The organism is Streptomyces sp. NBC_00620 (assembly GCF_026341825.1).
In the GTDB taxonomy this organism is placed as follows: domain Bacteria; phylum Actinomycetota; class Actinomycetes; order Streptomycetales; family Streptomycetaceae; genus Streptomyces.
Genome location: NZ_JAPENY010000002.1, coordinates 1,245,216 through 1,268,542, shown reverse-complemented (window position 1 = coordinate 1,268,542; position 23,327 = coordinate 1,245,216). Strand labels below are relative to the sequence as shown.

The window sequence follows — 23,327 nt, the reverse complement described above, 5'->3', positions numbered from 1 at the left end:
AGGCCGGTAGTGTACGCGTTTGGCCTGCCAGGCGTACCGTTACTGCGCGTCAAGATACTGAAACGCCGGGTTACATCTGCTCTCAGATGTGACAAAGCGGGCGCAGGTGGGTACAACAAGGGGCGGCTACGACGGCGACGCATGACCCGGAACGGGAATCTTTACCGCCGACCGGACGTTGACCGGATGACGACGACAGCGACACCTGTCCTGTGGGCGACAAGCCCGGGAGGCACGATTCATGAGTGAGCGAGCTCTTCGCGGTACGCGCCTCGTGGTGACAAGCTACGAGACGGACCGCGGCATCGACCTGGCCCCGCGCCAGGCCGTGGAGTACGCATGCGAGAAGGGACATCGCTTTGAGATGCCCTTCTCGGTCGAGGCGGAGATCCCGTCCGAGTGGGAGTGCAAGGTCTGCGGGGCCCAGGCACTCCTGGTGGACGGCGACGGCCCTGAGGAAAAGAAGGCCAAGCCCGCGCGTACACATTGGGACATGCTGATGGAGCGACGCACCCGAGAGGAACTCGAAGAGGTCCTTGAGGAGCGTCTGGCGGTTCTGCGCTCCGGCGCGATGAACATCGCGGTACATCCGCGGGACAGCCGCAAGTCCGCGTAACCCCTCCGGGGGTTGAGTGGCATACCACGAACGCACGCAGCCGCGGGCGCCGTACCTGATGGGTACGGGGTCCGTGGCTTTGTGCGTTCCGGGGACGCCCGGAGGCGCCGGCCCTGGGGGCCGCGCCCCCAGGGCGAGCACTCAGCCGTTGAGCGGCGGGCGCGGGCCGGGCTCCTGGCGGCCCGTGTCGTCCCTGATGACCTCGCCCTGTACGACCTTGCCGTCCGGGCGGTGCATGCGTGCCTGCTGGAAGGCGTCGCCCAGCGTGCCCGGAGAGGCCGCCGCGATCTTGCGGTCGATCGTCCGCTCCGCGTAGCGGCTGAGGGCCTTCTGGACCGGCGGGATCAGCAGGAGCAGGCCGAAGGCGTCGGAGATCAGGCCGGGGATCATCAGAAGGAGGCCGCCGAGCATCATCAGGCCGTTGCCGTCGCCCTTGCCGGTCCCGCTCGTGGGCGCCACCCCGCTCTGCTGCTGTTGCAGCGTCTCGCTGAGGTTGCGGAAGGCCCGGCGCCCGGCCCGCTTGATGACCACGGAGCCGAGGATGAAGCCCGCGACAAGCAGCAGGAAGACCGTCAGGCCGCTCGCCGCGCCGGCCACCACGGTCAGCAGCCAGATCTCCAGCACCAGCCACACGGCGATGCCCAGCGGCAGGAAGGTGCGCAGCCGCGAGCGCCGCGGGCGAGCGGGGTACGTGGGAGTGGGAGCGCCAGTCGTCATGTTCCCAGTGTGCCTGGACGCGGCTCAGTACGGGATAAGCGGATGATCAACAGCGCCTGTGGGTCGGGGACGGAGCCGCTGAAGGCCGGAACACGCTCAGAGGCCGTACGTCGCTCGGATCGCCGTCAGCGGGACTTGCGCCCCGTGATCCGTCCGAGCCGCTCCCCCACGCCCCACGTGGTGACCCGCCAAAGGGCCTCCACCAGGATGTCCCGGCTCATCTTGGAGTCGCCGAGTTCCCGCTCGACGAAGGTGATCGGCACCTCGACCACGTGATAGCCGGCCTTGACGGCGCGCCGGGCCAGGTCGACCTGGAAGCAGTAGCCCTGGGAGGCGACCTCGGTGAGGCCGAGGCCTTGGAGGGTCTCGCTGCGGAAGGCACGGTAGCCGCCCGTGACATCGCGGATCGGCACATCGAGCAGGACTCGGGAGTACAGACTGCCGCCGCGCGAGATGAACTCGCGGGACTTGGGCCAGTTCACGACCCGCCCGCCGGGTACCCAGCGCGAGCCGAGCACGAGGTCGGCGCCCTTGAGGGCGGTCAGCAAGCGGGGCAGTTCCTCCGGCTGGTGGGAGCCGTCGGCGTCCATCTCGACGAGTACGCCGTAGCCGTGCTCGATGCCCCAGCGGAAGCCCGCGAGATAGGCGGCGCCGAGACCTTCCTTGCCTCTGCGGTGCAGCACCTGGACCTGCTCGTCCTCGGCGGCCACCTCGTCGGCGAGCTTGCCGGTGCCGTCGGGGCTGTTGTCGTCGGCCACCAGGACGTGCGCCTCGGGCACAGCGGCGCGCACCCTGCCGACGATCTTCTTGATGTTCTCCGCCTCGTTGTAGGTCGGGATGATCACCAAGGCGGTGCCGAGCGGGCCGAACTGTCTCCCCTGGGCTTCCGCCGCGAGGGTCGCGTCGCCGTCGTTCACTGCTGCCCCTTCGAGTCCGTACGCAGAGGTCCACCATAGTGGCCTCAACCTGCGCTGCCACGCCGCGGTGTCGGTACGGGGGTGTCGATTCGACAAGAGGCGGGTAAGGGGAAACCCCGCCCGGCGCAGCTCACCTGCTGCGGATCGGGGCCCGGCGCCCTTCGGGCCGACCAGGGACCCGCTGGCTGCGGGTCGACCGAAAGCCGTTGTCTACTGAACGTCCGGGCCCCACCCGGGTCACACCTGCCGACGTGTCGGAACGTTCCCTCGCCTCTCGTTGCGCGGGTGCTGGGCCTGGCTCCCAGTGGTGGTGCGCCGGTGCGGCACACCGCCCCTGACCCAGCGGCGCTTCGAGACCGCGCGGAAGTTCCCCCGTCGGACGTCCGGTGGTGGACCCGGCCGAACCTACCCGCCACCTGCGGCCAGCTGTCAACAGTCGCCTGACCTGCGCTTTTACCCTCAAACGCCTGGTCAGTGCGGAGGATGCGCAGGTCGCGCGACGGGGCGGCGGGCGGTGATCGGAGCCGCGCCACCCCGGGACATCACTCGTTAGGCCGTACGAATACCGTCCGGCCGCCCACGACGGTGCGCAGGCAGACGGGCAGGTCGTTCCCTGGGGTCAGATCCGGCAGCCCGGGTGTGCCGGAGCGAGGGTCGGTGGACCAGCGTGCGACCCGGTCGTCGGGAGCCTGCACGATCAGGTCCTCAGTGCGCCACAAGGCGTAGTCCGCGGGCGCGCCCGGCACCAGGACACCCGCGTCGTCCCGTCCGATGGCCCGCCATCCACCGCGCGTATGCGCCGTGAAGGCTGCGCGTACGGACACCCGGTGCTCGGGCGTCCGGTGGAAGGCCGCCGCGCGGACGGTGCCCCACGGGTCGAAGGGGGTGACGGGACTGTCGGACCCGAAGGCGAGCGGCACGCCGGTGCGCAGCAGGGCCGCGAACGGGTTGAGCGTACGGGCCCGTTCGGCACCCAGGCGCTGGGCGTACATACCGTCCTCGCCGCCCCAGAGCGCGTCGAAGGCGGGCTGCACGGAGGCGGTGAGGCCCAGCTCGGCGAAGGCCGCGATGGTCTCGGGGGTGAGCATCTCGGCGTGTTCGACGCGGTGCCGGGCGGCGCGTACGCGGGCCAGACCGACGTTCTCCGCGGCGGCACGCACTCCTTCGACCACGGAGGTCACCGCGGCGTCCCCGATGGCGTGGAAGCCCGCCTGGAGGCCCGCCTCGGTGCACGCGGCGACATGGGCGGCGACGGCTGCCGCGTCGAGGTAGGCGGTGCCGGTGTGGGCGGCGTCGGCGTACGGCTGGTGCAGACAGGCGGTGTACGAGCCGAGGGAGCCGTCCACGAAGAGATCGCCCGCGGCTCCGATCGCACCCAGGGCACGGGCCTTGTCGATGTCCTGTTCCGCCCAGTAGCCGACGACCCTGGGGCCCGGCTCCTCGGCGGCCAGCCGCAGCAGCCCGGTGAAGTCGTCCTCGGAGGAGATGTCCGGGCCCGCGCACTCGTGGACGGAGCCGATACCGAGGGAGGCGGCGTGGGCGAGCGCGGTGCGCTGGGCCCGGGTGCGCTGCTCCCCGGTGATGGCGCCGAGGGCGGCGGCACGGACGGCGTGGTGGGCGTCGCGGGTGAGCGGGCCGTCCTGGTACCCGGCTCGATCGGTGACCCCCGGAACCAGGTCCAGGAGGGCGGTGGTGACGACGGCCGAGTGGACGTCGATGCGCGAGAGGTACAGCGGGCGTCCGCCGGTCGCCTCGTCGAGTTCGGCGCGCGTGGGAGGGCGTCCGCCGGGCCAGCGGGCGGCGTCCCAGCCGTGACCGAGGAGGACCCGGTCGGTGGGGCGGGCGGTGGCGAAGTCCCGTACGAGGGCGAGCGCGGCGTCCAGGGAGGGGGCGTCGGACAGGTCGAGGCCGGTGAGCGCGAGGCCCGTCGAGGTGGTGTGCACGTGTGCGTCGGTGAACGCCGGGGTGACCAGTGCGCCTTCGAGGTCCACGACCTCGTCGACCCCGTCCGCGAAGGCGTCGGCCGCGCCCTCCGAGCCGACCCAGGCGACCTGCCCGCGTTCGACGACCATCGCGGTGGCGAAGGGATCGGCGGGACTGTGGACTTCTCCACCGCGCAGCAGCACGGTGTCCGACGGGGCGGTGCTCTCACTCATGGGGAACAGTCTCGCCCCTGTCGCGACCCGCTCCGCGCCGGGGGCCGTCAGATCCGGGGCGGCCGAGCCTCGTAGGGCGTCGACAGCACCACCGTCGTCCGCGTCGACACCCCCGCGAGGGAACGCAGCCGGGCGAGGAGCTCCTCCAGCTCGTGCGGGGTCGAGACGCGCACCTTGAGGATGTAGTTCTCGTCGCCCGCAACGCTGTGGCAGGCCTCGAGTTCGGGCACACCGGCGAGGCGTTCCGCGATGTCGTCGGGGGCGCTGGGGTCGAACGGCTTCACCGAGATGAAGGCGGTCAGGGGCAGCCCGACGGCCTCCGGGTCCACGACCGCGGCATAGCCGCGGATGACGCCGCGCTGCTCCAGCCGGCGCACCCGTTGGTGCACGGCAGACGTGGACAGGCCCGTGGCCTTGCCCAGGTCGGTGTAACTCATCCGCCCGTCCGCGACGAGCAGCTGCACGATTTGTCGGTCCAGCTCCTCCATGGCGCAAGAACCTACAGGGCCCTTGATCCCGTCGGATACCTGAGCGGCGCAGGTCATACCCGGTTTGTGATGTAGCCGGGAGTGGCCTGCGAGGAGACGGGGGGACAAATCCACCGGGCCGGGCACCTGCGGGCGGCATGTGACGAACGCCACATAGTCGGAACCGGGTCCGTGATGTTCTCGTGATTACGGCAGAGACGGGACGGGAAGTGCTTGCTGTGGTCGAGGCCGCAGTGCCTTGTCGGCCCACCCGAGGGGGAGAAACCCATGCAGAGTCTTAAGCGCCCTGGTCGTACCGCGTCCAAGCGGCAGCAGGCCGTGTCCGAACCCGAGCCGGAGGGCGTCGAACCCGACGCCCTGGACGGTGAGGAGTTCGACGCGTACGACACCTTCGAGATGTACCGGGTGATCTGCCCGGACTGCGCGCAGCCCATCGCGCTCCTGGCGGACGAGGAGGTCCTGCCCGAGCACGCGCTGTGCGCCTCGCCGTGGAACCCGTTCGGTCTCACGGTCTGCACCGGTACGGGCCGGGCGGCGGACGACGCACAGCCCGCGGACGAGACCGCGGAACTCCAGGAGCAGGACACGGCCCTGCTGTTGACGCTCCCTCAGGGGCTCGACTGGCGGACCCAGCCGTTCTCGCACGTGGGCGGCCCGAGCTCGCGCCCCATCCGCGTCCCCGAGATGCGGCGCCTGGCCGCCTGACCGTCCTCGCGTTCCGCGACTGACGACCGGTCAACTCCAGTAGCTGCCCTGCACCATGGCTCGCAGGCTGCCGTGGTGCAGGATCAGTGTGTCCGGGTCCCGGGGGACGGTGACCTCGCCGAAGTGCGCCTGTCGGTAGGCGATGCGCAGCATCACGATCGCGTGGCGCAGAGCGGCGTACAGCGTGTAGAAGTCCATGTCCCGCGGTGTGTGGCCGGTGAGTTCGGCGTAGCGCCGCTCCACCCGGTCGCGGCGCAGGAAGTCGGGCAGGCCCGCCTGGCCGAAGCTCACGGTGAGGTCCTGGAAGAAGCGGTGCAGATAGACGGTCCAGCCGAGGTCCACCTCGCGCGGGGCCAGGGCCGCCATCTCCCAGTCGAGGACGGCGGCGGGTTCGAAACCGTCGTAGATGACGTTCCCGATGCGCGCGTCGCCCCAGTTGAGCACCGCCTCGCCCTCGTCGCGCGGCCACAGGTCGTCGAGCCGGGCGAAGGCGCTCTCGATGAGGGGCGAGCGTGACAGCCCGTCAACCACCCATTCGTAGTAGGCGTGTTGTGCCTCGACGTGACGCCTCAGCGGGCTCCGGTCGCCCGTGAGGGACAGGAAGTCCGCCTCCTTCACGGGCACTTGGTCGTGCAGACGCGCCAGAAGTCCGATCGAGGCCGACTCGAGGAGCTCTCGCTCCTCGTCGCTCGCCGCGTGGAGCCAATTCCCCTCGTACGTATAGGGCATGACGTCCGGCGGCACTCGCCCGGCGATCCGTTCCATGACGAAGAACGGCGCCCCGAGCGGGCCCGGGTCCTCCTCCAGCCACAGCACGCGCGGCACGGGCAGGTCGGTGTGCTCCGCGACCAGCCGCATCGTGCGGTACTGCCTGGGCATGTCGTAGACGGGGAAGACCGTGTACGCCGCCGGGTCCGCCGCCAGTCTCAACGCGCAGGCGCGCAAGGGTGGTTCGGGGTGCTCGATGTCGAAGAGCAGGGTTTCGCTGGACATGCCGTTGGACTCGGGGACGGTGACGTTCACCGCCCTGGCGCCGGGGAGGCGCGTGGCGAGCCAGCCGGTCAGCCGGCCGGTCAGTTCCTGGAGGTCGCGGGTCGTCGTACGCGGGCGGGGTGCTGTGGTCATCTCAGGGCCCGTTCAGTGCGCGACCGAGTCGAATCCGGTGAAGCCGCTGGGATCGTGGCGGCCGAACGAGCCGTGCTCGAAGATCCCGTGCCCGGTCTGCCCGTTCAGGGTGAAGCGGGCGGCGTGGTCGATCACCCCGTACGCGGCGAGCGGGTGAGCCGACGGGTCGGCGAGGTCGTAGACGCGGCGGTCGGTCCAGTCGCGGCCGCGCCAGGTGCCGTGCTGCCAGTCGTCGGCGGGCGGATAGCCGGCGCCCACGGCCAGCGGGGAGGAGGTGAGGACCTCCACTCCCAGCTCCATGGGTTTGCGGTCCGCCGGATGTGTGAGGTGGATTACGGCGGACGTGGGGTGGCGGGTACCCGGGCGGTAGGTGATGTCGGCCTGGGGCCAGCCGAGTTGGAGGTCGCGATGCCCGTCGCGTACGAGTGTCGCGTCGTTGAGGGTGCGGTGTCCGTCGGCGTCCTCCTGGATGACGACCATCAGGAACCGGTCCTCGAAGCGCACCGGGCACCAGAGCCAGTGGAATCCCTCGGTCTGGTTCTCGTCCGCGAGCCGGCCGCCCTCCTCGCCCGGAATCGGGCGCACGCCCCAGCTGCGGTCGCGGGTGCCGGTCCACTGGTCACCGGTCAGGCGTATCTCCTCGCCGCCGACGCGGATCCAGCCCTCGCAGCGTCCCGCCTGCACGAAGCGCCTGCCTTCCAGAGTGAGCCGTCCGCCTCGCCGCTGCAGGTGGTGCGGCTCCCAGAGGGCCGGGAAGTCCGCCGACCAGTTGATCTCGTACGACAGCCCGTCGGGGTCGTCGGGATCGGCCTCACACCGCAGGACGAAGTCCTTCAGGGGGCGTTCGACAAGGATGCGCAGTGGTCCCACGGAGAGGTTCATCCGGTCGTCGCCGAGCGCGTCCGACGCCCGTACCGCGTGCAGGCGGTTCCCGTCCCGCAGGGTGGCGTACGCGTCGATCACCCCGGCGTTCGGATACACGCCGAGCCCCACGATCAGCAGCGCCCGCCCGCGGTGGTCGAAGACGTGGAAGATGCAGCGGTCGTAGGCGTTCCGGTCCCCGGTGGCGACATGCTTCATGGACAGGGGCACCTGGTGCACGGGGTACTCGTCGAGGGCAACGGGGCGGTCGTCGGGCACGGCAAGCCTCCCTGGGCGCACGGCAGTTGACGTCGCCCGGAGGGATGCGGCCCCCGGCGGCGCAGATGACGGTACGTCAGATATCTGCCGGGGGCCAGATCGTGCGCCCGTCCGAAGTCCCCGTACGGGCTCACCGCGAACTCACGGTCGATTCCGGGGGCCGGTGACCTGCCTGCCCGCCCATGCGTTGCCCCGGTATGACCCCCACATATTCAGCGACCGGGCGTCGGCGCAGGATCCTCGTTCCGGCTCCCGCAGAATCGGTTCAGCGGCCGGTTCAGCAGGCTCCGCCGCTCCAGGATCCCCCCATCTACCGCGCCCTCATCCGCACCTGGGCCGATCGCGGCCGCACGCTGCCGGGGCGCCACGACCCCGAGTGGGTCCGGCTGGCGTCGCCGTCGGCGATGTACGGCCACGGGCAGTTCAGCGGGACTCAGGACCCGCGAGGTGACGGGCGATGACCATCCGCTGGATCTGATTGGTGCCCTCGACGATCTGGAGGACCTTGGCCTCGCGCATGTAGCGCTCGACGGGGAAGTCGGCGGTGTAGCCGTACCCGCCGAGGACCTGGACGGCGTCCGTGGTGACCTTCATCGCGGTGTCCGTGCACAGCAGCTTGGCCATGGCCGCCTGCTTGGAGAACGGCCGGCCCGCGTCGCGCAGCCGTGCGGCGGCGAGGTAGAGCGCCCGGCCCGCCTCGATCTGCGTCGCCATGTCCGCGAGCATGAAGCGCAGCCCCTGGAAGTCCGAGATCGGCCGCCCGAACTGAAGCCTGCCGGTGGCGTAGGCCAGGGCCTCGTCAAGGGCCGCCTGGGCCACGCCGATCGCACAGGCCGCGATGCCGAGCCGTCCGGAGTCGAGCGCGGACAGGGCGATCGCGAAACCCTGGCCCTCGTCGCCGATCCTCCGGTCGTCGGAAATCCGTACACCGTCGAAGTGCACCTGCGCGGTGGGCGAGCCCTTCATGCCCATCTTCTTCTCGGGCGGCGCGGCGCTCAGGCCCTCGGCGTCGCCCGGCACCAGGAAAGCCGTGATGCCGCGGGCACCCTCGGCCCCGCTGCGCGCGAGCACGGTGTAGAAGTCGGCGACTCCGCCGTGGGTGATCCAGGCCTTGGTGCCCGTGATCACCCAGTCGTCGCCGTCCCGTACCGCCTTCGTACGGAGTGACGCGGCATCCGAGCCCGAGGACGGTTCGGAGAGGCAGTACGCGCCGAGCAGGCCGCCGCCGAGCATCGCGGGCAGGTGCTCGGCCTGCTGTTCCTTGGTGCCGTAGTTCGCGAGGGCGTGACAGGCGAGGGAGTGCACGCTGACGCCGAGGCCGATGGTGAGGCGGGCCGCGGCGAGCTCTTCGAGGGCCTGGAGATAGACCTCGTACGGCTGGTCGCCGCCGCCGTACCCGGAGTCGTAGGGCAGTCCGAGCAGTCCTGACTCGGACAGCAGGCGGAAGACATCGCGCGGGAAGTGCCCGGCGTCCTCCTGCTCGGCCGCCTGCGGGGCGATCTCGCGCTGCGCGATGTCGCGGACGAGCGAGATCAGATCCCGGGCCTCGTCCGTGGGCAGTTGACGGTCCACCGGCTGCGGGGCGCGGTCGGGCATGGGGACGCTCTCCTCCCTGTTGGGCACTGGCGAACGCTCACCTGGGTGGGGTGGCTTCCGCCTGCTCTCACTGGCCTCGACCGATGCTGCCGTTCCGGGTTACAGAACCGGCTGACCAGCGGCTGTGGCGCTGTGAGTATGCCCGATCGGAGGCACCGAGTCACCAGTTAACGACCGCTTACTAAAAGAAAGGGAAATTGGTCCGCACCATTGACGCACTGGTCTAGTCCTCCTAGGGTTCCTCCAACGCCTCACCGCGTTCATGCCAAACAGCACTCGGCAGGTCCCAGCACGGCTCCCCCGCTCTCCCCTCCCCCACGAGGAGACATCGATGCGCAGACCGCACCGTCCCCGCGCCCTCTTCCGGGCGCTCCTGTCCGCCGCCTGTTGCGCCGTTCTCGGCGCGGGACTCCTGGCAGGCGCCGGCACCGCGACAGCCACCACCGATTCCGCCCCCGCCGCGGCCGGCACACAGGCCGGCACCGCCCAGGCCGCCGCGGCCGGTTCCAAGGTCGTCGGTTACTTCACCGAATGGGGCACCTACGACCGCAAGTACTACGTCAAGAACATCGAGACCTCCGGCTCGGGGGCCAAGCTCACGCACATCAACTACGCCTTCGGCAACGTGACCGGCGGCAAGTGCGCGATGGGCGACGCGTACGCCGCGACCGACCGGACGTACACCGCCGCGGAGTCCGTCGACGGCGTCGCCGACACCTGGGACCAGCCGCTGCGCGGCAACTTCAACCAACTGCGTGAGCTGAAGAAGAAGCACCCGAACCTCAAGGTCCTCTGGTCCTTCGGTGGTTGGACCTGGTCGAGCGGGTTCGGTGCGGCCGCCGCCAACCCTGCCGCGTTCGCCCAGTCCTGCTACGACCTGGTCGAGAACTCCAAGTGGGCGGATGTCTTCGACGGCATCGACATCGACTGGGAGTACCCCAACGCCTGCGGCGCCACCTGTGACACCAGTGGCCGGGAGGCGTACAAGAACCTGATGGCGGCGCTGCGTGCGAAGTTCGGCACCGGCAACCTCGTCACCTCGGCGATCACGGCCGACGCCACCAGCGGCGGCAAGATCGACGCGGCGAACTACGCGGGCGCCGCGCAGTACGTCGACTGGTACAATCCGATGACGTACGACTTCTTCGGCGCCTGGGCCGCCACAGGACCGACGGCCCCGCACTCGCCGCTGACCTCGTACAGCGGCATCCCGACGGCCAACTACTACACCGACGCGACCATCGCGAAGCTCAAGGGCCTCGGTGTCCCGGCCTCGAAGCTGCTCCTTGGCATCGGCTTCTACGGGCGCGGCTGGACCGGCGTCACCCAGTCAACTCCGGGCGGCACGGCGACCGGTGCGGCGGCGGGCACGTACGAGGCGGGCATCGAGGACTACAAGGTGCTCAAGACGAAGTGCCCGGCGACGGGGACGGTGGCCGGCACGGCGTACGCCAAGTGCGGGACCAACTGGTGGAGTTACGACACCCCGTCGACCATCTCGACCAAGATGACGTACAAGAACGCGCAGGGCCTGGGAGGCACCTTCTTCTGGGAGCTGAGCGGTGACACCACGAACGGTGAGCTGATCAAGTCGATCAACTAGCCGTACTGGCAAGTCACTTGGGGCGGGGGTCCGGCGGCTCCCGCCCCTTGTTCAGCCGTCCCGGCGTGCGGGCTCCGGGGCCGCGTACGAGGGGTCCAGCTCCTCGACCGCGCGCATGGCACCGCCCAGCATCTTCACCAGCAGCTCGCGCATGATGTCGCGCGGCAGCGACTGGTCCTGGTGGCCGATCCAGTCGAGGGTCGCCCCCTCGACGCTGCAGAGCCAGCCGAGCAGGGCCATCCGCGGCAGCGGCGCGATCTCGCGCCGCCCGTACGCCCCTTCGGCGATGGTCTCGACGATGACCTCGCGCACGCCGTCCCGGATGGCGTGCACCTCGGCGTCGAAGCCGACGCCGCCGCTGATGATCGTGCGGTACGCGGACTGGTTGTGCTCGGCGTAGCGCAGATAGCCGTCGATGGTGCGGTGCACACGCTCCGCCGGGGGGAGTTCGAGGCCGCTCGCCGCCCGGGAGACCAGCTCGGTGACCGAGTCCTCGATGATCGCGAGGTAGTAGCCGCGCTTGGACTTGAAGTAGTAGTAGATCAGCCCCTTGGCGACATGCGCCTGTCGCGCGATGTCGTCCATCGACAGCGCGTCGTACGACGTGTCGGCGAACAACTTGCGCCCGATGGCGATGAGTTCGGCGCGGCGCGCCAGTGAGCGGTCGGTACCGCGCGCTCTAGGACGCTCGACGCCACGCTGCTGACTACTATTCAATTTCGATCCTGGTCTCCGGCTGCCGACGGAACCTCCGAAGTATGGCAGACGGACGCCACCTGCTCGTTCGACTCTCGTCGGCTGCGGGCGCCCACCGGGGGTTCAGCTCACAGCAGGCCCAGCTGCGTGACGAGCATGGCCAGGACGACCACGAAGGTCCAGCCCGCGACGTGCTCGAGGATCTTGGGTCCGTCGTCCTTGGGGCCGCCCGTGCGGGCGCGGACACGGGTGGCGGTGGCGGAGCTCGCGGTCATGGCATCTCGCTGACGTAGTGGTGCGGTGGACTCCCCCGCCTCCGTCGGCTCCCCACCGACCCGACCACCTTGCCACCGGAACGGGTTCCAGTGGTAGAGACCTTGGTCACCCCGAACACTTCGATCAGCTTCGAATGGCTCCCTTTCCCACAACGGTCCCCGCAGAGTGTGCGTCTCATCACACGACAGCCAGCCGACCGAAAGGCCCTCGATGGACACGTTCCGGACGCCCCGCCGCAGCGCCCGTCTCGCCCTCGCGACCGCGATCACGGTGGCGGCCGCCTTGACGGGTCCGGTCTCGCAGGCCGCTTCCACGAGCTCCGGCGCCGCTTCTCCCGGTGCGGCAGGGCTCGGCGACCCGATCTTCCCGCTCGACGGCAACGGCGGCTACGAGGTGAGCCGCTACACCCTCGACTTCGACTGGCAGGCCCCGAAGACACCCTTCGAGGCGTCGACGACGATCAAGGCGACCGCGACGCAGGCCCTGTCCCGCTTCAACCTGGACTTCGCGGGCAACACCCTGCACGAGGTGACCGTGAACGGGCGGCCGGCCGCCACCGTGCGCGACGGCGACGAGCTGGTGATCACCCCCGCGAGCGCCCTCGCCCGGGGCAAAGCCTTCACGGTCAAGGTCACCTACACCGCCGACCCCACCCAGATGCGCCACCGCGACGACGCCATCGAGGACTACGGCTGGATCCCGACCCCCGATGGCACGGTGCTCTATCCGCAGCCCAACGGCGCCAAGATGATCTTCCCGTCGAACGACCACCCGAGCAGGCGCGCGCCGATCACCTTCCGCATCACCACACCGGCCGGCCTCTCCGCCGTGGCCAACGGCAGGCTCACCGACCGCACCGAGCAGGCCGACGGGCGCGTGCGGTGGACGTACGACTCCGAACAGCCGGTGGCGGCGCAGCTCGCCCAGCTGGCGATCGGCAGGTTCACCTTCGTCGACAGCACGGGCCCGCACGGGCTGCCGATCCGCGATGCGGTCCCGGCCGACCTGGTGGCGCCGACCGAGCAGTACCGCAAGCTCACCGCCGACCACATCACCTGGCTGGAGGAGCGGCTCGGCCCCTACCCCTTCAACCGGTACGGCCTCCTCGTCGGCGACACCGACCTCGGCGTCGCCCTGGAGACCCAGACGCTCTCCCTGATCCCGAAGGCCGACCTGCTCGGCGACCAGGTCAGCGCAGAGCGGAACCTGGTGCATGAGCTCACCCACCAGTGGACCGGCGACAGCGTGGGCATGAAGACCTGGTCCGACCTGTGGCTGAGCGAGGGCCACGCACGGTTCTACGAGCGGCTGTACTCCGAGACGCACGGCGGCGTCAGCTTCGAGGGGACCATGAAGACCGCGTACGAGAACCACGACCAGTGGCGCCACGACTACGGGGCCCCGGCCGAACCGACCGAGCCGAACCTCTTCAAGCGGATGCGGTACGACGGTTCGACGCTCGTCCTGTACGCGCTGCGCGAGCAGGTCGGCCAGGAGACCTTCGGGAAGATCGAGCGGGCCTGGGTCACCAAGTACCGCGGAAAGAGCGCGAGTACGCAGGACTTCGTCGACCTGGCGTCCAAGGTCGCGGGCGAGGATCTCGACGGTTTCCTGCACCCGTGGCTCTACGGCGCGAAGACGCCGCCGATGCCGGGTCACCCCGACTGGGTGGTCAATCCGGTCCAGAGCTGAACCGACGGGCGACCCCTTCACTGGGGTGAGGGGCCGCCCGTCTCCTCAGCGGACCCCGACCGCCGCGAGCGCCGCGAGCTGTCGCACCGACGGTTGCGCCGGGAAGTACAGGTAGCAGACGCCGCCGGTGCCGGACGCGACGTTCCCGGCGGCGTTGTACCGCTTCGTGCGCAGCCAGATGTTCTCGAACTCGCGCCGCGGGTAGACGCGGCGCACCGCCGCGTCATCGGCCGACGCCGGATCGTTGGCGATCACATCACCGTCGGCGGTGAATCCGATGACGGTCATCAGATGGCCCGAGGTGCCGTAACCCGCCCCGGTCAGCTCGGACTTGAGGAACGACTGCGACGTTATGGCCGGGATGCCGGCGGCGATCAGCGTCTCCAGCTCGGTGAGCGAGCCGAGCCGGGTCACCACGCCCTGGAGGTCCTTGTACGTCGACGCGTACGCGGCGTTGAAGGGCCAGTTGCCGCAGCCGCCGTACTGGTAGTCGTACGTGTACCGGGCCGCGTGGCACACCTGCGGGTCCGTGAAGTCCGGGTCGACCCAGGCCAGTTGCTCCGCCGTCGGCTTGCGGCCCCAGTACTCGACGATCATCTGCGAGGAGGTGGGGCTGCACCAGGCCTCACCGCCGCTGTCGTACTGGGGGTACTGGCCCGCGTGGGTCTCCTGCGAGTAGCGCGGGACCTTCAGCTCCTGGGCGAGGCCGGGCGTGGAGGCCGGGACGGTGAAGCGGTCCGGGATGTCGGAGCCCATCGCGCCGAGCCGCCACACCGTGGGCGTGACCTTGGTGCCCGGGGCGCGGTACAAGGTCAGCCGTAGCCGGTACGAGACCAGGCGCAGGCCCGAGGCCGCGTCGTCGATGGAGAACGTGTCGGTCCAGATACTGCTCCTGCCGTCGCTCTGGCCGTCGACAGAGGTCCGCCTGATGTCCTGGTCGCCGGCCGCCCAGCGACCCAGCACGTACCAGGGAGTGTCGGTGCCGTCCGAGTAGGTGCCCGTCAGTTCGACCTGGAGCCAGGTCCCGGCCGGGGTGTCCGCGTTCCAGGAGGCGACGGCCTCGGTGGAGGGGACCGCGAGATCGTGGAGAGGGGAGGTCCAGGTCGCGTACTCCCAGATGGCGGTCCTGTTGGTGTGCGGGTCGGTGTACGTCCTGGTGCCGGTCGGGGCCGCGATCACCAGACCGGGACGGAGCCCGGCCACGGCCCGCGTGCCTTTCGCGGTGCCGCCGCGCCAGTCGGTGTACGAGATCCAGGCGCGGTTGTCCACGAGACCGGACGGCGCCTTCGAGGGCGCCTTCGACCGGGCCTTCGCCGGGCGCGCGGGCGGGTCCGCGGCTGCCGCCGGACTCGCGGATCCCGCCGCGGCCGCGGCCACCGCCGCGGTCAGGACGGTTCTTCGGGACGGCTGTTCAGCTCTGGGCATGGATGAGTGACCCCCGGGTGTCCGGTCCGAAACGGGCAAGCACAGTGCGCGGGTGTGCGCCAACTATGAATGCCGCCCCCGGCTTCTGCCAGCACTTTTGGCCTCGCGGCGCCGACCAATATTGGTAGGGACCAGTGGCTGGCCGCGGAACGCGGTGGCCCCGGACGCGGGGCAGCCGCCCGGTATAGAGTTTTGATCAGAAATACGCCAATAACGCACCCTCCCGGGATCCCCCATCCAAGACCTCGCCTCACACCTGCGCCGGCTGCCGCCCTCCTGCGGCCCGGTCCGCCTGATCGGCGTCGACGGCCACGCGGGCTCCGGAAAGACCACCTTCGCCGGGCGGCTGGCCACGGAACTGGGCGACGCACCCGTACTGCATCTCGACGACATCGCGACGCACGAGGAGCTCTTCGCCTGGGACGGGCGGCTGCTGCGCGAGGTCATCGAGCCGCTGCGGCACGGCGAGACGGCGCGCTATGCCCCGTACGACTGGACCGCCCGGAGCTTCGGACCGGTCCGCGAGCTGCCGCCCGCGCCTCTGATCATCCTGGAGGGTGTCGGCGCGGGCCGCCGCGCGCTGCGCCCGTATCTGGCGCGGCTGCTGTGGATGGAGTTGCCGCACGGCGAGGCATGGACGCGTGGGCGGCGGCGGGACGGCGAGGCGCAGGGCGAGTTCTGGCACGGATGGGTCTCCGCCGAGCGCCGGCACTTCGCCGAGGACCCCTCGAGGCCGTTCGCCGATCTTCTGGCGCGGCAGTGTTCCGAGGGATATGAGGTGCTTCCCGGGCCCACTGAGACCCCTGGACCCAACCCCGACATCACTCACAGTGACGGACCATCCGCAGTGTGCTGAACTTGTGAAGACCCATGTCTGAGAAGTTCCTTCAGTGCCTCAACTCGGCTTGACCCGGGGGCCGTACAGGTCTTACGTTCTGAATGTGCGGCCGTTCGAGGCCGCCCCGCAGACGCGAAGCCCCCGGTTGTTCCCCCGTGATCGGGGGCTTCGTTCTGCCCCGGACCCTTTTCCGGACGCTCCGAGGCGCGATTCGCTCACCCTCGGTCACCAAGCCGAGTGCGCCCCATCTGCTCCCACCTCGTCGAACGAGGCGTGCGGCACCCTTCGGATGGGCACTCCCTCGCAGGTACGATGCCTCTCGGTGCGATATTCGGACGGCTGCTCTGCGCACCGGCGCAACTCCCGTCCGCGGCACAGCGGTTCGACCAAGGCTGCCGACGGGCACCTGCCCGGCGGAGGACCATCGGGGGCACGGTTTGTGGGGGGACGTGATGGACTTCGGCACGCAGGGCCCGGAGGCCCCGGCCGACCTCGCCTGGCTGCGGGGGGTGGACGCCTACACGATGGGCGCCTACCCGCAGGCGGAGGAGGAATTCCGTACCGCGGTGCGGATGGACCCGGGTATGGCGGACGGCTGGCTCGGACTGCACGCGCTGCGGGTGGACACGACGACCGCGCTGCTCAGGATGTTCCGGCACCGGGAGCGCTTCGGGGAGCAGCGCACCCGCCACCGCCGCACCCTCAACTCCTGGTACTGGCTGGGCTGGTGGGTGCAGCCGGTCCTCGAGAGCCCGCGCGATCTGCTGCTCGCGCACGCCTCGCACTGGCTGGACGGACGCCATGTCCCCGAGCTGGACCGGGCGTTGGCGGGTCTGCCGCCCGTGGACACCGACCCTCAGGTGCGCTTCCTGCACGCCTGCCGCGCGTATCTGGTCAAGGACTGGGAGCAGTTGGTCCGGCACACGGATCCGCTGATCCACGATCCGATGCTGGGCATCGAGGCCGGCCTCTTCGGCGGCATGGCCCGGGTGCGCCTGGAGATGTTCGGGCAGGCCGAGCCGCTCCTCTCCTCCGCCCTCATGCGCTGTCGCAGCGAGCAGCCGCAGCGCAAGGAGCTGCGGTACTGGCTGGCGCGGGCGCACGAGGGCACCGGGCGGTCCGCCGCCGCGCTGCCCCTGTACCGGGCGGTGCACCGGGTCGACCCCGCCTTCATGGACACCTCGGCGCGGCTCGCGGCGATCTCCGAGGGCGACGGATACGACGAGGTCAGCGACCTCGCGGCGATCACGCTCGCCGGAGTCGGCCAGGACATGATGGAGGGGCCCGACGGCATCGACCCGCTGTTCGGCACCGAGGGGCGGGACCTGAAGCTCTCTGAGCCAGGGCTTGTGCCGCCGGGCGCGCTGCCACCGGAGGCCGACGCGGTGCGCGAGAAGGCCGTGGTGCCGGTGCAGCCGCTGCCGCCGGGGCCGACCGACCCCTCGTTACTCGACGAGGCGCTCGCCGAGCTGGAGCGCATGGTGGGCCTGGAGCCCGTGAAGCGCCAAGTGAAGGCGCTGTCCGCGCAGTTGAACATGGCAAGGCTGCGCGCCGGGCAGGGCCTCCCGGTCCAGCCGCCCAAGCGGCACTTCGTCTTCTCCGGTCCCTCGGGCACCGGCAAGACCACCGTGGCCCGCATTCTCGGCCGGGTTTTCTACGCTCTCGGGCTGCTCGGCGGCGACCACCTGGTGGAGGCCCAGCGGGCGGACCTGGTCGGCGAGTACCTCGGCCAGACGGCCGTGAAGGCGAATGAGCTGATCGACTCGGCCATCGGCGGTGTGCTCTTCGTGGACGAGGCGTACTCGCTGTCCAACTCCGGCTACGGCAAGGGCGACGCGTACGGCGACGAGGCGCTGCAGGTGCTCCTGAAGCGGGCCGAGGACAACCGCGACCACCTGGTCGTCATACTGGCCGGCTACCCGGAGGGCATGGACCGCCTCCTTACCGCCAACCCCGGTCTCTCCTCCCGCTTCACCACCCGCGTCGACTTCCCCTCCTACCGCCCGCTCGAACTCACCTCCATCGGCGAGGTGCTGGCCGCCGAGAACGGCGACGTCTGGGACGAGGAGGCGTTGGACGAGCTGCGCTCGATCGCCGGGCACGTCGTCGACCAGGGGTGGATCGACGAGCTCGGCAACGGGCGGTTCCTGCGGACGCTGTACGAGAAGAGCTGCGCGTATCGGGATCTGCGGCTCTCGGGTTACCCGGGCGTGCTGTCCCGCGACGACTTGTCGACACTGCGGCTGCCGGATCTGATGCAGGCGTACGGGGAGGTCCTCTCGGGGAGAGGACCACAGGATCCTTCGGCCCTGTGAGCGGGGGCTGCAGTTTTTCGCCCCCGCCGCCCCTACCCGTCCCATCCTTCTGGGGCTGCGCCCCAGACCCCCCTGGGTTGTTTGTTTACTGCGGGGCCGTGGGGGCTTGTCGCGCAGTTCCCCGCGCCCCTGAAGGGGCGCGGGGAACTGCGCAATCTTTTGGGCGGCGGGGGCGAAGAAACCCGGTGCTCAGCTCGCCAGTGCCTGTGCCTCCTCCGGGGCCTCGCTCGCTCGTGGTTCCGAGACACGTACCGGCGCTGCCGGGACCTCCCGGTGCGCCGGGTCGCGTACCTCGCCGACCAGGAGTTCCAGTACGTCCTCCAGCGCGACTAGGCCCACGACCTTGCCGGACGCGTCGGCGACCTGGGCGAGGTGCGTCGCGGCGCGGCGCATCACGGTGAGGGCGTCGTCCAGGGGGAGTTCGGCCCGCAGGGTCGTCATGGCGTGCCAGTTCTGCTGGGGTACCGCCCGGTCCGATTCCTCCAGGTCCAGTACGTCCTTCACGTGCAGATAGCCCATGAAGGCGCCGTTCTCGGCGACCACCGGGAAACGGGAGTACCCGGTGCGGGCGGTGAGCGCGACGACCTGGCCCGGGGTGACCGAGGGGCCCACGGTCACCAGGGAGCCGGAGTCGAGGAGGACGTCCGTGACCGGGCGGGAGCCCAGTTCCAGGGCGTCCTCGAGGCGCTCCTGCTCCTCGGGGTCGAGAAGGCCGGCCTGGCCGGAGTCCTCGACGAGGCGGTTGAGCTGCTCACTTGTGAAGACCGCCTCGACCTCGTCCCTGGGCTCCACGCGGAACAGCTTGAGGATCATCCGCGCGCAGGCCCCGAGGCCCACGGTGACCGGCCGGCACAGCCGCGCGAACGCGACCAGGCCCGGGCTGAGCCACAGCGCCGTCTTCTCGGGCGCGGCCATCGCCAGGTTCTTCGGCACCATCTCGCCGATGACCAGGTGGAAGAAGACGACCGAGGCGAGCGCGATGACGTACCCGAGGGGGTGGATCATCCCGTGCGGCATGTGGACCGCCTCGAAGAGCGGCTCAAGGAGCTGCGCGACGGTCGGCTCGGCGACCGCGCCGAGCGTCAACGAGCAGACGGTGATGCCGAACTGGGCCGCTGCCATCATCTGGGGCAGTCGCTCCAGGCCGTACAGCACCTGTCGCGCCCGCGCGGTCCCCAGCGGTTCGATCTGGCTGCGCCGTACGGAGACGAGCGCGAACTCGGCGCCGACGAAGAAGCCGTTGGCGAGCACCAGCAGGGCGGCGAAGAGGAGTTGGAGCACGCTCATCGGACGGCCTCCGCGACAGGCGCGGTTCGCACGAGCCGTACGCGTTCGGCGCGGTAGTGCCCGACCTGGCGCACCAGCAGCCGCCAGCCCGGGAGTTCCGCCTTGTCACCGGCGGCCGGGATACGGCCGAGCAGATCGGCGACGAGGCCCGCCACGGTCTCGTACGGGCCCTCGGGCACGTCGAGGCCTATGCGCTTCAGGACGTCGACCCGGCAGCTGCCGTCGGCCTCCCACGCGGGCTTCCCGTCCTCGGGCGGCGCCGCCGCGAGTTCGGGCAGATCCTGTCCGTCGTGCTCGTCGCGGACCTCGCCGACGAGCTCCTCGACGATGTCCTCCAGGGTGACGACGCCCGCCGTGCCGCCGTACTCGTCGACGACCACGGCGATCGGCTGCTCGCTGCGCAGCTGCTCCAGGAGCGGCCGCACCGGCAGCGTCTCCGGGACGAGCAGCGGCGCCTGGGCGATCCGGCCGACGGGGGTGCGCAGCCGGTCGCGTGAGGGCACCGCGAGGGCGTCCTTGAGGTGGACCATGCCGACGATCTCGTCGATCCGCTCCCGGTAGACGGGGAAGCGGGACAGGCCGGTGGCCCGGGTGAGGTTGACGACGTCCTCGGCGGTCGCCGAGGACTGCAGGGCGCTGACCTTCACGCGCGGCGTCATGACGTGCTGCGCGGTCAGATCGGCCAGCGACATGGTGCGTACGAAGAGATCCGCGGTGTCCTGTTCCAGGGCGCCGGCCTGCGCCGAGTGCCGGGCCAGGGAGATGAGTTCGCCGGGGGTGCGGGCGGAGGCCAGCTCCTCGGCGGGCTCGACGCCCAGGGCCCGGACGAGCCGGTTGGCCACCGCGTTGAGCGCGGCGATCACCGGCCGGAACGTGCGGGAGAACATGTGCTGCGGGCCCGCGACGAAGCGGGCGACCTGGAGGGGCTTGGACACGGCCCAGTTCTTGGGCACGAGTTCGCCGATGACCATCTGCACGGCCGCGGCCAGCAGCATGCCGACGACCACGGCGACGCCTGGCACGGCGCCCTCGGGCAGGCCGGTCGCGGTGAACGGTCCGTGCAGCAGTTCGGCGAGCGCCGGTTCGGCGAGCATGCCGACGACGAGTGAGGTGATGGTGATACCGAGCTGGGTGCCGGAGAGCTGGAAGGACAGCTCCTTGAGCGAGTTGACGACTGTCGCAGCCCGTCGGTCGCCCTCGGCGGCCGCCTTCTCGGCGTCGGGCTTCTCGACCGTGACCAGGCCGAACTCCGCCGCGACGAAGAATCCGTTGGCGAGAATGAGCAGGAATGCCGCCCCAAGGAGCAGCAAGGGGATGATCATGCCGCCGCCTCGATATGTCGGAAGGGGGCGGCGCAGGTACTACAGGACGATCCGTCCATCGCTGGAGGGAGTCACTCCTCGGGTAGCTGGGGGCCTCTGAATACCGGGTGGCACATCAGTGGCGGAGGCGCGATGAAAACGCCTCCGCCAACAGATTAATCAAGACATGGGCCCGAGCGGCAGGGTGGAAGGCTGAGAGTCAGGCCTGATGTTCCTCGGGGTGACCCGTGGAGCGGGCTTCGGCGAGGGCTCGAAGGGCGCGGGCGTCCTCGATCGCGCGCTGTTTGGCGATGCCCGGCTGGATGCCGAGCGCGGGCAGGCTGGTGCCGTCACTGAGGTTGAGGAACACCCAGGGGTCGCCCGGGCGCAGGTTGACCTGGAGGATCTCCGCCCAGGCCAGGCGCCTGCTGCTGGCGATGTTGACGACGGTGACGCCCGTCTCGTCGGCGACGACCTTGGGCCGGGCCAGCATCAGGAGCACCCCGAAGATCAGGGCCCCTGTGAGGATGAAGCTGAGTTTCTCGCCCGGGCCGAGCTGCTCCAGGAGCATCACGACCGTGGTGAGAACCACAAGGATCGCCACACCGGTACTGACCAGGACGGCCCGGGTTCGGGACGGCCGGAAAGTGACGGGCAGGGCGGGAAGTTCGGACATGGTCTCGAGGTCCCTCAGAGCCGGCAGGCGTGGATGGCCGTGGTCAGGATGGCCCGCGCGCCGAGCTCGTACAGATCGTCCATGATCCGCTGCGCCTCCTTGGACGGGACCATCGCGCGGACGGCGACCCAGCCCTCGTTGTGCAGCGGCGAGATGGTCGGCGACTCCAGGCCGGGGGTGAGCGCGACGGCCTTCTCCAGGTGCTCGGCGCGGCAGTCGTAGTCCATCATCACGTACGTCCGTGCCACCAGGACGCCTTGGAGTCGGCGCAGGAACTGCTGCACCTTGGGCTCGGCGTCCTCGGTGGCGTCGGCTCCGACGCGGCGGATGACGACGGCCTCGGACTTCATGATCGGGTCGCCGAACACCTCGAGCCCCGCGTTGCGCAGCGAGGTGCCGGTCTCGACGACGTCCGCGATGACCTCGGCGACACCCAGCTCGATGGCGGTCTCGACGGCGCCGTCGAGGTGTACGACGGAGGCGTCGACGCCGTGGTCGGCGAGGTGCTTGGCGACGATGCCCTCGTAGGAGGTGGCCACGGTCTTGCCGGCCAGGTCCGCGATACCGGCCGCCGTGCCGGGCTTGGCGGCGAAGCGGAAGGTGGAGCGGGCGAAGCCGAGCGGGAGGATCGGCTCGGCGTTGGCGCCCGAGTCGATCAGCAGGTCGCGGCCGGTGATGCCGATGTCGAGGCGGCCGGAGGAGACGTAGATCGCGATGTCGCGGGGGCGGAGGTAGAAGAACTCGACCTCGTTCTCCGGGTCGACGATCCGCAGCTCCTTGGACTCCCGGCGCTGCTGGTAGCCGGCCTCATGCAGCATCTCCGCCGCAGGTCCTGACAGGGAACCCTTGTTGGGGACGGCGATGCGCAGCATGAGGTCGGCTTCCTTTGTTAGTTCGTACGTGCGGGGGTGCGGGGCTACGGCTCAGAGGTGGGCGTACACGTCGTCGAGGGAGATCCCACGCGCGACCATCATCACCTGAACGTGGTAGAGCAGCTGCGAGATCTCCTCGGCGGCGGCTTCCTTGCCCTCGTACTCGGCGGCCATCCATACTTCGGCGGCCTCTTCGACGACCTTCTTGCCGATGGCATGGACGCCCTTGCCGACCAGCTCGGCGGTGCGCGAAGTGGCGGGATCGCCGGTGGCGGCCTTCTGCTGGAGCTCGGTGAAGAGCTCCTCGAACGTCTTATTGGACATGGTGGTCCTCACCCTACGCGCTTACCCGCATCCCTCAGCGCCAGGGTTCAGATACTGAGCGGAGGGTGGCCGCGGTAGCCACGGCGGCCGTCACCGCCTCGTGTCCCTTGTCCTCGTTGGAGCCCTCGATGCCCGCGCGGTCGAGGGCCTGCTCCTCGGTGTCGCAGGTCAGCACGCCGAAGCCGATGGGGACACCGGTGTCGATGGAGACCTGGGTGAGGCCCTGGGTGACGCCCTGGCACACGTACTCGAAGTGGGGTGTACCCCCGCGGATGACGACGCCCAGCGCGACGATGGCGTCGTATCCGCGGCCCGCGAGGACCTTCGCGACGACCGGGAGCTCGAAGCTGCCGGGAACCCGAAGGAGGGTCGGCTCGTCGATTCCCAGCTCGTGCAGGGCGCGCAGCGCGCCGTCGACGAGGCCGTCCATCACCTTTTCGTGCCACTGTGCCGCGATGACCGCGACGCGCAGGTCGCCGCAGTTGCGTACGGACAGTTCAGGTGCACCCTTGCCGCTCACGTCTCTCCTCATTGCTGCTGTGCTGTGCTGTGCTGTGCTGCC

The 23,327-nt window shown here is 70.2% G+C and carries 22 protein-coding genes; 6 read left to right on the top strand and 16 right to left on the bottom strand.

Annotation, left to right across the window (positions count from 1 at the left end):
• Positions 1-241 precede the first annotated feature (241 nt).
• Positions 242-616: an RNA polymerase-binding protein RbpA gene (locus OG246_RS24940; RefSeq protein ID WP_164314920.1), complete on the top strand. Its 375-nt coding sequence runs from the start codon at positions 242-244 to the stop codon at positions 614-616.
• 141 nt (positions 617-757) lie between these two features.
• Here OG246_RS24940 and fxsA read toward each other — a convergent pair whose 3' ends face one another.
• The 4 genes from fxsA to OG246_RS24920 form a co-directional block, all read right to left on the bottom strand.
• Positions 758-1,333 carry an FxsA family membrane protein gene (gene fxsA, locus OG246_RS24935; RefSeq protein ID WP_266467792.1) on the bottom strand — a complete coding sequence of 192 codons (576 nt, stop codon included), beginning with the start codon at positions 1,331-1,333 and terminating at the stop codon, positions 758-760.
• Between the two features lie 125 nt (positions 1,334-1,458).
• The gene (locus tag OG246_RS24930; protein ID WP_266467789.1) at positions 1,459-2,250 is read right to left on the bottom strand and encodes a polyprenol monophosphomannose synthase; all 792 of its coding nucleotides are present in this window, start codon (positions 2,248-2,250) and stop codon (positions 1,459-1,461) included.
• A 542-nt stretch (positions 2,251-2,792) separates the two neighbouring features.
• Positions 2,793-4,406: an amidohydrolase gene (locus OG246_RS24925; protein ID WP_266467787.1), complete on the bottom strand. Its 1,614-nt coding sequence runs from the start codon at positions 4,404-4,406 to the stop codon at positions 2,793-2,795.
• A gap of 47 nt (positions 4,407-4,453) precedes the next feature.
• Complete coding sequence (locus OG246_RS24920) at positions 4,454-4,894, bottom strand: Lrp/AsnC family transcriptional regulator (RefSeq protein WP_266467785.1); 441 nt, start codon at positions 4,892-4,894, stop codon at positions 4,454-4,456.
• 267 nt (positions 4,895-5,161) lie between these two features.
• Between OG246_RS24920 and OG246_RS24915 the strand changes: the two genes are divergently transcribed.
• Positions 5,162-5,599 carry a hypothetical protein gene (locus OG246_RS24915; protein ID WP_266467783.1) on the top strand — a complete coding sequence of 146 codons (438 nt, stop codon included), beginning with the start codon at positions 5,162-5,164 and terminating at the stop codon, positions 5,597-5,599.
• A 30-nt stretch (positions 5,600-5,629) separates the two neighbouring features.
• On the opposite strand, the gene OG246_RS24910 is transcribed toward OG246_RS24915, so the two are convergent.
• The 3 genes from OG246_RS24910 to OG246_RS24895 form a co-directional block, all read right to left on the bottom strand.
• Positions 5,630-6,724, bottom strand: a complete 1,095-nt coding sequence (locus tag OG246_RS24910; protein WP_266467781.1) for a phosphotransferase family protein — start codon at positions 6,722-6,724, stop codon at positions 5,630-5,632.
• Positions 6,725-6,736: 12 nt separating this feature from the next.
• Complete coding sequence (locus OG246_RS24905) at positions 6,737-7,864, bottom strand: hypothetical protein (RefSeq protein WP_266467779.1); 1,128 nt, start codon at positions 7,862-7,864, stop codon at positions 6,737-6,739.
• A 423-nt stretch (positions 7,865-8,287) separates the two neighbouring features.
• Positions 8,288-9,460 (bottom strand): acyl-CoA dehydrogenase family protein, encoded by a 1,173-nt coding sequence (locus tag OG246_RS24895; RefSeq protein ID WP_266467775.1) that lies wholly within the window; start codon positions 9,458-9,460, stop codon positions 8,288-8,290.
• A 331-nt stretch (positions 9,461-9,791) separates the two neighbouring features.
• On the opposite strand from OG246_RS24895, the gene OG246_RS24890 reads away from it, so the two are divergent.
• The gene (locus tag OG246_RS24890; protein ID WP_266467772.1) at positions 9,792-11,063 is read left to right on the top strand and encodes a glycoside hydrolase family 18 protein; all 1,272 of its coding nucleotides are present in this window, start codon (positions 9,792-9,794) and stop codon (positions 11,061-11,063) included.
• Between the two features lie 51 nt (positions 11,064-11,114).
• Here the strand turns inward: OG246_RS24890 and OG246_RS24885 are convergent, their stop codons facing one another.
• Together OG246_RS24885 and OG246_RS24880 are read right to left on the bottom strand one after the other, a co-directional pair.
• On the bottom strand, positions 11,115-11,780 hold the full coding sequence (locus tag OG246_RS24885; RefSeq protein WP_266467769.1) for a TetR/AcrR family transcriptional regulator: 666 nt from the start codon (positions 11,778-11,780) through the stop codon (positions 11,115-11,117).
• Positions 11,781-11,887: 107 nt separating this feature from the next.
• Positions 11,888-12,034 carry an SCO1431 family membrane protein gene (locus OG246_RS24880; protein WP_266467766.1) on the bottom strand — a complete coding sequence of 49 codons (147 nt, stop codon included), beginning with the start codon at positions 12,032-12,034 and terminating at the stop codon, positions 11,888-11,890.
• Positions 12,035-12,245: 211 nt separating this feature from the next.
• On the opposite strand from OG246_RS24880, the gene OG246_RS24875 reads away from it, so the two are divergent.
• Complete coding sequence (locus tag OG246_RS24875) at positions 12,246-13,727, top strand: M1 family metallopeptidase (RefSeq protein WP_266467764.1); 1,482 nt, start codon at positions 12,246-12,248, stop codon at positions 13,725-13,727.
• Between the two features lie 45 nt (positions 13,728-13,772).
• Here OG246_RS24875 and OG246_RS24870 read toward each other — a convergent pair whose 3' ends face one another.
• Positions 13,773-15,152, bottom strand: coding sequence for a peptidase C39 family protein (locus OG246_RS24870; protein WP_266467761.1), 1,380 nt, complete (start codon positions 15,150-15,152; stop codon positions 13,773-13,775).
• A 235-nt stretch (positions 15,153-15,387) separates the two neighbouring features.
• On the opposite strand from OG246_RS24870, the gene OG246_RS24865 reads away from it, so the two are divergent.
• On the top strand, positions 15,388-16,008 hold the full coding sequence (locus OG246_RS24865) for a uridine kinase (RefSeq protein ID WP_266470896.1): 621 nt from the start codon (positions 15,388-15,390) through the stop codon (positions 16,006-16,008).
• Between the two features lie 434 nt (positions 16,009-16,442).
• Positions 16,443-18,305, top strand: coding sequence for an AAA family ATPase (locus tag OG246_RS24860; protein WP_266467758.1), 1,863 nt, complete (start codon positions 16,443-16,445; stop codon positions 18,303-18,305).
• A gap of 189 nt (positions 18,306-18,494) precedes the next feature.
• Here OG246_RS24860 and OG246_RS24855 read toward each other — a convergent pair whose 3' ends face one another.
• The 6 genes from OG246_RS24855 to ribH all read right to left on the bottom strand — a co-directional run bounded on the left by OG246_RS24855 (position 18,495) and on the right by ribH (position 23,285).
• Positions 18,495-19,592: a hemolysin family protein gene (locus tag OG246_RS24855; protein WP_266467755.1), complete on the bottom strand. Its 1,098-nt coding sequence runs from the start codon at positions 19,590-19,592 to the stop codon at positions 18,495-18,497.
• Positions 19,589-20,914: a hemolysin family protein gene (locus OG246_RS24850; protein WP_266467752.1), complete on the bottom strand. Its 1,326-nt coding sequence runs from the start codon at positions 20,912-20,914 to the stop codon at positions 19,589-19,591. The genes OG246_RS24855 and OG246_RS24850 overlap by 4 nt, the downstream gene beginning before the upstream one ends.
• A 199-nt stretch (positions 20,915-21,113) precedes the next feature.
• On the bottom strand, positions 21,114-21,569 hold the full coding sequence (locus tag OG246_RS24845) for a PH domain-containing protein (protein WP_266467749.1): 456 nt from the start codon (positions 21,567-21,569) through the stop codon (positions 21,114-21,116).
• 14 nt (positions 21,570-21,583) lie between these two features.
• The gene (gene hisG / locus OG246_RS24840; protein WP_266467747.1) at positions 21,584-22,441 is read right to left on the bottom strand and encodes an ATP phosphoribosyltransferase; all 858 of its coding nucleotides are present in this window, start codon (positions 22,439-22,441) and stop codon (positions 21,584-21,586) included.
• A gap of 51 nt (positions 22,442-22,492) precedes the next feature.
• Positions 22,493-22,765, bottom strand: coding sequence for a phosphoribosyl-ATP diphosphatase (locus tag OG246_RS24835; RefSeq protein WP_018534786.1), 273 nt, complete (start codon positions 22,763-22,765; stop codon positions 22,493-22,495).
• 34 nt (positions 22,766-22,799) lie between these two features.
• Positions 22,800-23,285 carry a 6,7-dimethyl-8-ribityllumazine synthase gene (gene ribH / locus OG246_RS24830; RefSeq protein ID WP_266467742.1) on the bottom strand — a complete coding sequence of 162 codons (486 nt, stop codon included), beginning with the start codon at positions 23,283-23,285 and terminating at the stop codon, positions 22,800-22,802.
• Positions 23,286-23,327 lie beyond the last annotated feature (42 nt).